The 12,002-nt window shown below is 69.8% G+C and carries 11 protein-coding genes; 3 read left to right on the top strand and 8 right to left on the bottom strand.

The features are described from left to right. Positions 1-145 precede the first annotated feature (145 nt). The gene (locus C1N81_RS43185; RefSeq protein WP_394437233.1) at positions 146-856 is read right to left on the bottom strand and encodes an ANTAR domain-containing protein; all 711 of its coding nucleotides are present in this window, start codon (positions 854-856) and stop codon (positions 146-148) included. A 76-nt stretch (positions 857-932) separates the two neighbouring features. Continuing rightward, the gene (locus C1N81_RS43180) at positions 933-1,676 is read right to left on the bottom strand and encodes a GAF and ANTAR domain-containing protein (protein ID WP_394437231.1); all 744 of its coding nucleotides are present in this window, start codon (positions 1,674-1,676) and stop codon (positions 933-935) included. A 933-nt stretch (positions 1,677-2,609) separates the two neighbouring features. On the opposite strand from C1N81_RS43180, the gene C1N81_RS43175 reads away from it, so the two are divergent. Further along, complete coding sequence (locus C1N81_RS43175; RefSeq protein WP_394437229.1) at positions 2,610-2,918, top strand: hypothetical protein; 309 nt, start codon at positions 2,610-2,612, stop codon at positions 2,916-2,918. A gap of 75 nt (positions 2,919-2,993) precedes the next feature. On the opposite strand, the gene C1N81_RS43170 is transcribed toward C1N81_RS43175, so the two are convergent. The 4 genes from C1N81_RS43170 to C1N81_RS43155 form a co-directional block, all read right to left on the bottom strand. Then, the gene (locus tag C1N81_RS43170) at positions 2,994-3,308 is read right to left on the bottom strand and encodes an SCO5918 family protein (RefSeq protein ID WP_394437228.1); all 315 of its coding nucleotides are present in this window, start codon (positions 3,306-3,308) and stop codon (positions 2,994-2,996) included. A gap of 56 nt (positions 3,309-3,364) precedes the next feature. Continuing rightward, a complete protein-coding gene (locus C1N81_RS43165; RefSeq protein ID WP_394437226.1) occupies positions 3,365-3,670 on the bottom strand; it encodes a CBS domain-containing protein in 306 nt (101 codons plus the stop codon). Positions 3,671-3,728: 58 nt separating this feature from the next. Next, positions 3,729-5,225 (bottom strand): DEAD/DEAH box helicase, encoded by a 1,497-nt coding sequence (locus C1N81_RS43160; protein WP_394437224.1) that lies wholly within the window; start codon positions 5,223-5,225, stop codon positions 3,729-3,731. A 348-nt stretch (positions 5,226-5,573) separates the two neighbouring features. Continuing rightward, positions 5,574-5,777 carry a cold-shock protein gene (locus tag C1N81_RS43155; protein ID WP_394437222.1) on the bottom strand — a complete coding sequence of 68 codons (204 nt, stop codon included), beginning with the start codon at positions 5,775-5,777 and terminating at the stop codon, positions 5,574-5,576. 446 nt (positions 5,778-6,223) lie between these two features. Between C1N81_RS43155 and C1N81_RS43150 the strand changes: the two genes are divergently transcribed. Beyond that, positions 6,224-7,435, top strand: a complete 1,212-nt coding sequence (locus C1N81_RS43150) for a serine hydrolase domain-containing protein (RefSeq protein ID WP_394437221.1) — start codon at positions 6,224-6,226, stop codon at positions 7,433-7,435. A gap of 105 nt (positions 7,436-7,540) precedes the next feature. Here the strand turns inward: C1N81_RS43150 and C1N81_RS43145 are convergent, their stop codons facing one another. After that, on the bottom strand, positions 7,541-9,304 hold the full coding sequence (locus C1N81_RS43145; RefSeq protein WP_394437219.1) for a cation:proton antiporter: 1,764 nt from the start codon (positions 9,302-9,304) through the stop codon (positions 7,541-7,543). Positions 9,305-9,522: 218 nt separating this feature from the next. Further along, positions 9,523-10,353: a hypothetical protein gene (locus C1N81_RS43140; RefSeq protein WP_394438575.1), complete on the bottom strand. Its 831-nt coding sequence runs from the start codon at positions 10,351-10,353 to the stop codon at positions 9,523-9,525. 324 nt (positions 10,354-10,677) lie between these two features. Between C1N81_RS43140 and C1N81_RS43135 the strand changes: the two genes are divergently transcribed. Beyond that, positions 10,678-11,871, top strand: coding sequence for an ROK family transcriptional regulator (locus C1N81_RS43135; protein ID WP_394437218.1), 1,194 nt, complete (start codon positions 10,678-10,680; stop codon positions 11,869-11,871). The last annotated feature ends 131 nt before the right edge of the window (positions 11,872-12,002 follow it).

The following is a 12,002-nucleotide window of genomic DNA, read 5'->3' as shown; positions in this document are numbered from 1 at the left end:
AGCCCAGCCTTGGCAACGGCGGGTTGCTCACCCAGGCGCCGACGCACCACATCGAGCTCGGCGGAGTCCGGCGGGTCGAGGGCGAGCTGCAACTAGTGAAGGTCACTCGCGCCGTAACGCTGGCCGCTCCCAGGCTCTCAGGCTTTCAGGGCTGGGCCGTGCCGTTGTCGCCGAGGTGGAGGCGTCGGGCGAGTACGTCGCGGGCCACGTGCAGCAGCGGGCGGTCGTGGCCGAAGGCGTACGCGCGCAGCCGGATCAGCGCCTCGTCGCAGTCGCTGTCGAGCTGGGCGGCGAGCATTCCCGTGGCCTGGTGCACTTCGGCGAAGTGCAGCTGCGGCTCGTCGAGGAGCGCGATCCGGGCCGGATGGGCGTGCGCCTGCATGGCGACGGTGAGCTGCGCGAGGGTGGTGGCCAGGGTGAGGGCGTCGGCCAGTTGACCGGGCGACAGGGGTCCGGGGCGGGTGCGGTGACCGGTGAAGGCGCCGAGCTGGATGATCCCGATCCGCAAGGGGAAGGAGAAGACGGCGTGCACGTCGAGGGCCTGGATCGCGGCGGGCAGGCCGGGCCACCTCTCGTGTCCGAGCCCGCGGAGGTCGGGCAGGAGCTGCAGGTTTCCGTGGCGGGCCGCGTCCAGGCTGGGGCCCTGGCCCTGGACGCGTTGGAGGTCCTCGAGGGCGAGCGTGTGCTTGCCGTGGGACTCGACGAGTTCGGCCGGGCCACGGCTGGGCGAGCGCAGCAGGGCGAGCCCGTCCAGGCCGAGCATGTGGGCGAAGGCTTCCAGGGGCAGGGGTGCCATGCCGGGACCGGTGTGGGAACTGAGGGCGTGCAGGTAGGAGGTGAGGGCCGGGTGCGTCACCGGGGCCGCCCCCTTCCGGGCGGGGCGCTGTACGACCGGGACACGGTGGGCACGTTCCTGGCGGGTTTCGGGCCGTTCACTGACCGTGCCGCTGCAGGAGCGTGGGATCGGCCGTGCCCTGGAGCACCTGCCGGGCGAGGTCGGTGAGCCGCATCTGGCGCCGGCGCGCGTGGATACGCAGCACTCTGAACGCTTCCTCCGCGTCGATGTCGAGGCGGTGGGCGAGGTTTCCCTTGGCCTGTTCGATGATGACGCGGGCGTCCAGGGCTGCCTGGAGTTGCGCGTTCAGCGTCATCTGTTCGTTGACCGCGCGCTGGTGCAGGACGCCGATGGTGGCGGTGTCGGCCAGCGCCTGGCCGAGGCGCAGTTGGGAGGGGCCGAGCGGGCCCGGCTGGTCGCGGAAGAGGTTCAGGGCGCCGATGGTCTGCTCGTGCAGCCGCAGCGGGCAGGCCACGACCGAGGCGAAGCCGAGCTGCACGGCGCGCGGCGCGAACCGGGGCCACCGCTTGCGGGCGGCCGGCGTGTCCAGCAGGACGTCGGGGACCTGATGCCGGGAGTGGTAGCAGTCCCGGCAGGGGCCCTCGTCCCACTCCAGGCTGGCCACCTCCAGCCGACGGGTGCGCTCGTCGGAGGCGGCGGCGTCCACCAGAAGGCCGCCGGGGGTGGCGAGCAGGACGCCGGCGGCCGCCACGTCGAGCAGTTGCACGCAATGATCGGCCAGTGTGTGCAGGAAGCCGATGACGTCGAAGTCCTGGACCAGGGTGTCGGCGAGATCGACGAATGCCGCCGCCAACTGCTCCTCGTGTGGCAGTTCGGCCATGTTCCCGCCCGCTTTCCGAAGTGTGCTTCGACGCACCCTTTCACAGAGCGCCCCTTGCCTGCTGCCCCCTCAGTCTCCTGCTCCGCGCACCCGGCCGAAAGGCCGTCGGGTCACGCGGTCGTCGCGCGAGTGTGTGCGGCACCCCGCCACGGCCCGGCTCGACGTGCTGCTGCTCCTGTGCGCCTAAGGCGATCACGCCCTGGCCGCGTTGGCGACAGGTTGTGTGGCCGTAGAACGCACGCCCGCCCGCGCATCGCACGCCCGGCGTGAGGAAGACGCTCGCGAAGGACGAAAACGGGGGCGCGTAAGTATCCGGCCCCCTCGCGGCGCCAAGTCTCGTATCCACGAAGTGCTTTCCGCACATGACGCCGACAACCGAGAGGACGCAATTGCGGTGTTGCATATACGGAGGAGTGATTTTCCCTCGAATTCCGAAGAGGTGTGAGGATCACCCGTACCGGGGAAGGCGTCGGCGGCCTCCCGTCTGCGGGTTCCCGCAGTCGAGGCAGGCCCGGTCGCGCCGCCGACGCGGTCGCTCAACTGGGCCTGCGAACAGGACGGGACGTGTCCGGCCAGCCGCGCCACACGATGCGTCCGGCCGGACACGTCACCCATCGGTACGCCCGCGAAGCGAGGGGACGTCGTCGCCTGTTTTCCCAAGCGGAGCCCCTGCGGATTACCCGACCCTTTCACCGTACGCACGTGGGAGGGCGTTTATTCCATTGCCGCACGCCGGAGTCCGAGCGAGCCATGGAAAAACGTTCGTGCGTGCCCATGTCACAGAGCACCTGATCAAGCGCGTTGCACGCCAGAAAGCCCCGAAAGGATGCACTTCAGTCATTTCGATGGCTTCGGCGGCGAAGCGATCGGCAGAGTTTGCGGCGCAACGACGCGCGTCTCCCGGCCTTCGGGCTGCCTGAAAGGAAACAGGACATGAAGTATCGCAAGCGTCTGTCCCGCGGCCTCGTCGCCGCGTCGGCTCTCCTCTGCGCCGGCTTCGTCGCCGCCCCCACCGCGTCGGCGGCCCCCGCTGCGACGCAGGGCACCGCCCCGGCCTGCGTCAAGCGGGACGTCATCAAGCACAGGAAGTACGTGAAGGTGACGAACAACTGCAACGAGGCCATGCACCTGAAGGTCGTCATCGACTGGGGCAACGACTCGCCGTGCCTCACCTACCAGCCCGGTGAGCAGTGGGAGTGGAACTGGGGCCGCGGCTCCTACGGCAAGGTCGTCACCTGCTGAACCGATCGGTCGAGGCCGGCGGCGGCCCGGCAGCCGCGTCCGCGCCGGGCGGTCGCCGGGCGCTCGCCGGGCGGTTCAGGCCGGGCCCGGGCCGCCCAGCAGCGCCGAGGCCTGTTGCAGGGGGCTGAGTGTGCTGCGCACAGGTGCCGCCCTGGAGGCCGCGGTGTGGCAGGTGAAGCCGAGCCGGGTCATCGCCCGGAGTACCTCGGCGGCACTGAAGTCACGTCGGTCCTGCCGGGTGAGGGCCTCGCCGACCTGCTTCGCCGGATAGCGGCGGCGGCCGATCGTCACGGACTCACCGGTGTCCGGTTCGGGCTTGAGCCCCTTCATCGTTTCCAGCACGCCGTCCTTCGTGAAGTCGAAGGGGAAACGGGCGATGACGCAGCGCATGTGGCCTCATAGGGGGTAGGGCGGGAGCGGGTCCCGCCGGGGTGACGCTGTTCGCTTCAGGGGGACGGGGTGTCCGTGGTACGTGCGCGGCCGACGTGGAGGTCGCGCAGGCGTACGCGGTCGGTGTAGGCGGCGCTGTCGCGGACGGCGGCGAGTTCGGTTCGGGTGACCTCTCCGACATGCCGGCCGTCCTGGTCACAGATCACCAGACGGCCGGTGCGGGCGGCGGACATGACGGCCAGCGCCACCTCGACGCTCATGTCGTCCCACACGTGTGGTCCGGCCGTGTCGACAGCATCGATCGATATGCGTCGCACAAGGCCGATACCCGCCGAGCGGTGGTGTTCCTGAACCAGCGTCAAAGGTGTCTCCTGCGTGGGTGGTTGGAGGACGGAGTTCGTTCCGTGCTGCACCATGTTTCTAGGCCGCCGGGTTGACGGTGGCGCTCTCGCGCAGCGCCGCCCGCCGGGCCGCGGCAGAGGGGCGCCGCCGGTTCCGGGCCGAGACTCCGCGCTTGGCGCGGGCGACCACCGGCGCGGTGATGACGACCGGAATGCCGGAGGGGGCCTGGGCGCCGGTGATCCGGCTCAGGGCCTCCTCGCCCGCACGCACCTGCGTGGTCTGCGGACGGATTCCGGCGGCCATCAGGAGACGGGCCATGCGGCGGCGCTGGCTGGGTGTCACCAGCGTGACCACACTGCCGGACTCACCGGCGCGGGCCGTCCGGCCGCCCCGGTGCAGATAGTCCTTGTGGTCGCTCGGCGGGTCGACGTTGACGACGAGGTCGAGGTTGTCGATGTGGATGCCGCGCGCCGCGACGTTCGTCGCGACCAGCACGCTGACGTGCCCGGTCTTGAACTGCGCGAGAGTGCGGGTGCGCTCGGGCTGTGACTTGCCGCCGTGCAGGGCGGCAGCCCGTACTCCGCTGCTGAGCAAGTCCTCGGTGAGCCGGTCGACGGCGTGCTTGGTGTCCAGGAACATGATCACGCGGCCGTCTCGGGCGGCGATCTCGGTGGTGGCGGCGTGCTTGTCGGCGCCGTGGACGTGCAGCACGTGGTGCTCCATCGTCGTGACCGCGCCGGCCGAGGGATCGACCGAGTGCACGACCGGGTCGGTCAGGTAACGGCGCACCAGCAGATCGACATTGCGGTCCAGCGTGGCGGAGAACAGCATCCGCTGCCCTTCGGCGCGTACTTGGTCGAGCAGCGCGGTGACCTGGGGCATGAAGCCCATGTCCGCCATCTGGTCGGCTTCGTCGAGAACCGTGACGCCCACGTCGTCCAGCCGGCACTCGCCGCGGTCGATGAGGTCCTTGAGCCGGCCGGGTGTCGCGACGACGATCTCGGCCCCGCCGCGCAGCGCACCGGCCTGCCTGCCGAGCGACACTCCGCCGACCAGCGTGGCGAGGCGCAGTTCGACCGAGCGGGCGTACGGCACCAGCGCGTCGGTCACCTGCTGTGCCAGTTCACGCGTCGGTACGAGGATCAGGCCGAGGGGGCGCCGCGGCTCGGTCCGTCGCCCGGCGATGCGGGCGAGCAGGGCGAGGCCGAAGGCGAGGGTCTTGCCGGAGCCGGTGCGTCCGCGGCCCAGGACGTCGCGGCCCGCCAGCGAGTTCGGCAGGGTGGCGCCCTGGATCGGGAACGGTACGCGCACGCCCTGCCTGCCGAGTTCGGTCAACAGCTGCCCGGGCATGGCGAGTTCGGCGAAGCTCTCGACGGCGGGCAGGGGCGCGGTGACGGTTTCGGGGAGCGCGAACTCACCGCGCGTCGTGACCGTCCGTCGGGCGTGACCGCCGGAGCGGGCGTGACCGCCGGAACGGCGCTGCGCCGGCGGGCCGAAGCGGTCGGCACTCTTTTCGAAGTCGGCGCCGACGCCACGGGTACGGGTGGAGCGGTCATTCGTACGTGTGCGGTTCATTGCGGAACCTTCCTCGGTGCGGCACATAGCAAGAAATTCCCGCGGCAAAACGTTGCACGGCGAATCGCAAGTACGGACCGGGAAAAGGCGGCACATTCGGCCGCGGAATTTTCGTGCGGCGCCGGTATCGGTACGGACGACGCGACGGAGACGGGGAAAGAGAGCCGCGGGCCGAGTCGACCGGGCCGCTGCCCCTCGATACACTGTGGCGCCCTTGAACGGGGCCCGGAGATGAGGGTGACTGACTGCTCCGCGTCACGCCGCGGGCCTGACCACCGCGGCGGGAGAATGCAGCTGGGGCCCGCACCCCCAAGGATGCGGGCCCCAGCTGCCGTACGTGCGTGAGCGTCAGGCCGGAACGATGTTCTCGGCCGTCGGGCCCTTCTGGCCCTGCGCGAGGTCGAAGGTCACCTTCTGGCCCTCGAGCAGCTCACGGAAGCCCTGGGCGGCGATGTTCGAGTAGTGGGCGAAGACGTCGGCGCCGCCGCCGTCCTGCTGGATGAAGCCAAAACCCTTTTCCGCGTTGAACCACTTCACGGTGCCGGCAGCCATGCCATTCTCCTTCGGGGCAGTACATCGGAATCCACGCTGCGCGGACGCCGTGTCGCCGCGATGATTACCCCGTCCGGAAAAAGACCGGAAACACAGGAGCGCCTCTACCGGCAGGTTCCGGCAGGATCTGGATAGGGCCACTTTAAGCTCGGGAACCACAACTGCAACTGTGTTGGACAGTAGCACAGAAAAACAGTTGGCCCGCACCACAAAATAATTTTGGGTCGCACGCCGAATTTTTCGCCGGGGCCTCGCCGGCCCCGTGGGGAATACCCCCGGGCCCGCCCTGCAGGCAGCATGGCCCCGCCCCGGGGGGCAGCCCCATGGGACCGGTCCCGTTGCGGTGATGGAGTGTTCCCGGGCCGTCGGCTTCGCAGGAAATGAGCTGTCGGTTCCGGCTGACGCATGTCGTCGGGCGGACAGCTTCAACGGCATAGGGGATCTTCATGCAGGTGGCTCGAAGACGTCCACCAGTGCGGCTCGTCCTGGCACCACTGGCCGCGGTGGCCGTGCTCGCCGCGTCGGCCGGGCCCGGCGGCGCGGTGGAGCAGCGGCACTCCAGCGCTCTCGCGCGACAGGTCGAGGCGATTCATGACACCGGCGTCGTCGGTGTCGCCGCCGAAACGGTGGCACCGGACACCCGGACCGGCGCGCGGGCCGGTACGGCCGTGAGAGGCACCGGCAGGCCCGTCCCGGCGCGGGGCCGCTTCCGTATCGGCAGCGCGACCAAGACGTTCACCGCCACCGTCGTACTGCAACTGGCCGGCGAGGGGCGCCTGTCCCTCGCCGACACCGTCGAGCGATGGCTGCCGGGCGTGATCAGGACCAGCACCCACTCCCCCGACCGCCGCCGCGTCACCGTGCGTGATCTGCTCCAGCACACCAGCGGCATCCCCGACCTGCCCAGGATTCCCGCCCTGAGCAGCGCGGACGGTTACCGCGCCGAGCGGTTGCGCACCTATCGCCCCGAGCAGTTGGTGAAGATGGCGCTGCGGGAGCCCTCCGCTCCTCAGGCCCGGCCGGCCTGGTCGTACTCCAACACCAACTACGTCCTCGCGGCAATGATCATCCGCCGGGTGACCGGGCGGAGTTGGGCGGCGGAGGTCGAGGAGCGGATCATCCGTCCGCTCGGGCTGACGGACACCAGCGCCCCGGGCACGTTCCCGTTGGTGCTCGGCCCGCACGCCCACGGGTACACCGCGTTCGGCGCGGGCAACGAGCTCGATGTGACCGTGCTCGATCCCAGCATGGCCGTCGGGTCCGGCGCGCTCATCAGCACCGTTCACGACTTGGACGAGTTCTACCGGGCCCTCCTCACCGGCCGCCTCCTGAAACCGGCTCAGCTGAGGGCGATGACCAGCACCGTGCCCGCAGCCGAGCTGGGACCGAACCTCAGGTACGGGCTGGGCCTGGCCGAGATCCCGCTCTCCTGCGGCGGCACCTACTTCGGCCACCGCGGTGAACTCCTCGGCTACCGCACCTGGACCGGCGCCACGCGGGACGGAGCCCGCGCCGCCTCGGTGTACGTCACGAGCGACGGCGGTCCGGACACCGAGGAGGCGATGCTCTCGCTCGTGGACCAGCACCTGTGCGACGCCGACGCGCAGCGACTCGGGGGAAGTGCTCGTGGCCGGGGGCGGGGCGGCTCAGGTCAGTAGATCCAGACGATCAACCGCACCGCTCGCCGCGGGCATCGGTCTCCGTCACGACCCGCGATGACGGAGGAGGTGGGCCCGCACGACAGGACGCGGGGCACGTTCGTATCAGTCGTCCTTCATGTCGGCCGCCGCGTCCGCCGCGTACTGGAGCCGGGCTTCGTCGACGTCGAGGACGTTCTGGGCCTGGTTCAGCGCGAGGGAACTGTATGTGCCCTTGGCGCGGGCCCGCTGTAGGCGTTCCGCCTGTTCGGACAGCACCTTCAACCGGAGCTCCACGTACTGATCGCGGTCCGAGAAGTGGTCCCGGTCCGCTGTGCCGGCTCCGTCGGGTACGCGGGCGTCCGCTCTGGAGTCCGTACGGACCTTGTCCTTCACCGGTTCGCTGAACGGTGTGCCGTCGTGGTCGGTGCCCGGATCGTCCAGCACGGACCGCGCGGCCTCGGAGAGTTCGGCGCCGAGGCGGAAGTACTCCTCCCGGAGACGGGCAGGGTCGTCCTTGGGGACCCGAACGGTGCGGATGACCGCCGGCAGGGTCAGTCCTTGCAGCAGCAGCGTCGTGGTCGCGACGACGTAGGCGATCAGGATGAGTTGGGCACGGTGAGGCGTGTCCTGCGGCATGGTCTGCGCGGCGGCGACGGTGATGGCGCCGCGCATACCCGCCCACGCGAGAACGACGCCGCCGCGCCAGCCGAGAAGCTGATTGAGGCGGAACTCGATGTCGGCGGACGCGCGGTCCACGCGGTGCCGGAACCGTTTCACCTGCTTCTCCGACGCGCGGTTCAGACGCTCCTCCACCCTGGGATCGAGGGTGTCACCCCCGCCCTCGAGTGTGGCCTGCACCGAGTCCAGGCGCGGTTTGAACGCCGCGGCGCGTCGCTGTTCACGGTGCAGGTTCGCGACGAGCGGCGCGACGAACGCGATGCGTACGACGATGACCAGGGCCGATGCGGCCAGCCCGATCAGCAGCGCCTGCCCGGTGTCCGTGCCGCTGTCGCGTACCTGGTCCACGAGCGTCTTCACGCTGAGGCCCATGAGCAGGAACATCCCGCTCTCCAGGAGGAAGGACACGGTGCGCCAGTTCACGGACTCGGCCATGCGCTCGCGCGCCCGCAGGTAGCGCGGGCTGAGGTGGCCCGTCACCAGGCCGGCGACGACGACGGCGAGGACACCGGACGCGTCGAGTTCCTCGGCGGGGAGGAAGGCGATGAAGGGGACGACGAAGGAGATCGCCGCGTTGAACACGGCGTCGCCGAGCAGGGCCCGCATCCGTACGTTGACGATCCCGACGAGGAGCCCGATCCCGACGGCCAGGGCCACCGAGTAGAGGAACTGCCCGGCGATCCCCCACAGGGAGACCGATCCGGCGAGGGCGGCGACGGCGGAGCGCAGCAGGACGAGGGAGGTCGCGTCGTTGACGAGTCCTTCGCCTTCCAGCACCGTGAGGAGCCGGTGCGGCAGCCCCAGGCGCTGACCCACCGAGGTCGCGGCGACCGCGTCGGTGGGGCTGATCACCGCGCCCAGTGCGAACGCGGCGGGCCAGCCGATCTCCGGCAGCAGCCAGTGGAAGAGCCACCCGGCGCCCAGGGTCGAGACGACGACGAGCAGCACGGCGAGGCCGCTGATCGTCCGGAAGTCGCGCCGGAAGTCGACCACGGGCATGTGCACGGCCGCCGAGTAGAGCAGCGGGGGCAGCACTCCGGCCAGGATGAGTTCGGGTTCCACCTCGGGGTGCGGGACGCCCGGGATGAAGCTCAGGCCGATCCCGACGACGACCAGGCTCAACGGGGCGGCGAGGGACAGCCGCTCGGAGAAGGCGGCCACCACCACGATGCTGATGATGCCCAGAATGACGACGAGGGTCAGTTCCACGGGGTTCCCCGTTCTTCCGTGCGAGCACCCGGTCTTCCGGGTCGTTCAGGTCGACGGTCGACGGTCTGGTCAATCGTCTGGCTGTGCCCGGACCCTTCATGATCGGTCCCAGGACAGCGGGCCGCTTGCTGTACGTGGCTTGGCTTCCGCCTGCCTGGACCGTCGAACGAGGGACGGGGCGCGTCGGCCACCCCTGACCTGGCGTCCGGCGCAGAAGCTCAACTACCACTCGCCCGCGCCGAACGAGGCTGAGCGAGCAGGTCGGGCACCCGGGCGCAGTCCTCCGCTCCGGCCAGGCCCTCGCCCAGCGCGAGCAGGGAGAGGACCCGCACGGGCCGGCCGGCTGTCGCAGCGGCCTCGAGCTTGTGGTGCCCGTCGAGGAGGAAGTGGGTCAGGCCCCAGTGCCGGTAGTGGTCGACCGGGGCCCCGGCGGCGGGTTCGCACACGTCGAGCGTGGAGATCGCCACCGCCGTGGGGACCGTTCCTTCCTCCATGAGCCTGACGTACTCCTCGACGCGCTCCCTGTCGTTCCAGGTCGGGGGGACCATGGGCACGACGAACTCGTACAGGTGGGCGTTCGCGTCGACGGCGGTCTCGAAGGTGCGGTAGTACGGGGTGTGCGGGTACTCCGGGAGGCCCCAGAACTGATCGATCCCCCACGTCGTGACCTGTTCGCCGCTGAAGTAGTCACCTTCCTTGCCCGGAACGACAAGCCGCGGGCGCACGCTCAGGAGCAGCGGAAGGTATTCGCCCTGCGGCAGCAGCGTGCCGAACGCGTCGATGACGCCGCCCTCGTCCGGATCCTCCAGCGCACGGGTGAGCCGTTCCTGCACGCTCTCCAGGGACAGTTTCTGCGTCGCGGTCTCCAGCCTGCGGAACAGGAACGGACAGGTCCCGCAGTAGAAGCTGAGCTCGAAGGCAGGCGCGTCGTCGACCATGAGCAGCCTGCGCCGCGGGCCGCCGCTGGTCGCGTGAAACTCCGTGTCGAAGCGCAACCGCGCATCGGAGTCGGGGAGACCGAGGCTGCGCAAAGCGCCCGTGGTGATCATCACGCATCGACCGTACGGGACACGGTGGATCAGCTCCACCGGCCACTGCGGGGTTCGGGGTGCGAGATGTCCCGTCGATCAACCGATAGGCATCCTGACCAAAAACGCCCACGGCAACGACTTTCCCTGGACAATTTCAGCCAATTTCCGACCGGTAAGGAGATCGCCTCCGAACAGGGAAGCACTCAGAAGCCCCATCAGTCACCCCAGCGCCACTCAACTATTCGAAGCAGAAGCTGGTTCGAATTGAAGGTCCGGCTGGTACTATTTTCTCTTCGATCCAAAAAATCGAGATACGGGTGCGGGCACGGGGGCTGGGGGCCAATGGCGAACGCGGACGATCTTTTGAGCCGACTGCCCAAGGCCGGCCCCACCCGGACGGCCAACCGCAAGAAAGTCCTCCTCGCCGTGGCGATAAAGTCCGGCACGCAGGCCGACATCGCGCACCGCACCCTGCTGTCACAGGCCACCGTGTCGGCCTCGGTCCGCGAACTCGCGGTGTCCGGACTCGTGCCCGGCGCCAAGGAGCGCGGCAAGGTCTGCCTCTCGGCTGTGGACGCGGTCGGCGTGGGCGTGCACCTCGGGTTCAATCACATGACCGTGGTCGCCCGCAGACTCGACAAGGAATTCGACCAGGTGACCGCACGGGTCAGTTCCGCGGGCGTCAGCAGGGGCTGGTCCCGGGCTCTGCCCGAGGTCAAGCAGATGATCGACGAGGCGATCCACGGGACGGGGCAGCGCCGCTCCGACGTGTTCTCCCTCGGCATCGCCGTCCCCCGGATGATCAGCCCGCGCACCGGTGGCTTCACCCCGCCGATCCTGCCGCCCTGGCGGACGGGCGACGACCCGGCGAAGGACCTGGGCACATGGCTGGGCGTGCGCGCCCTCATCGACAACGACGCCAACCTCGGCGCCCTGGCCGAACAGACCTACGGCACACGGGAACACCCCGAGACGGTGGTCTACGTGAAGGCGTCGACGGGTGTCGGCGCCGGCATCATCGTGCACAACAACGTGTTGCGGGGCCACGGCGGCATGGCGGGGGAACTGGGTCATCTCACCGTGGACCCGCACGGCGCGGTCTGCCAGTGCGGTGGACGCGGCTGCCTGGAGACAGTGATCGGTGCCGAAGCGCTGATCGCGCAGGTCCGTGCCGCGCGGGCCCGCAACAGCGTGCCCGCGCCGGAAACGCTGGAACAGGTCATCTCGGCCGCCCATGCGCAGGACGCGGTCTGTATGCGGGTGATCCACGACGCCGGCCGGCGCCTGGGGCAGTCCCTGGCCCAGCTGTGCAACCTGCTCAACCCGGACCTCGTCGTCATCGGCGGGCAGCTCGCCGAGAGTCCGCTGCTGCTGGACGGCTGCAAGGAGTCGTTGCACCGTTTCGCACTGCCGGGTGCGGTCGCCGAGGACTCCAAGTTCGTCCTCGACCTCAGCGAACTGGGCACCCGGGCCGAAGCGCAAGGCGCTTTGATCCTGGGACTGCGCGGCATGGAGCAGGCGGTCAACGGCGCCTAGAGACGGCTTTCGGACGCGTGACTCCGCCACCGGAAGCGCCGACGGAGTGGCTCGATGGTCCACCTCCCCCGTAAGCCGCTCTCTTCTTCGATATGGCGCCGCGGACCCCATGTCACCGCTGCGCTCGTTCA

It is taken from the genome of Streptomyces sp. SGAir0957 (assembly GCF_043523415.1).
This window is presented reverse-complemented; position numbering and strand designations above follow the sequence as displayed.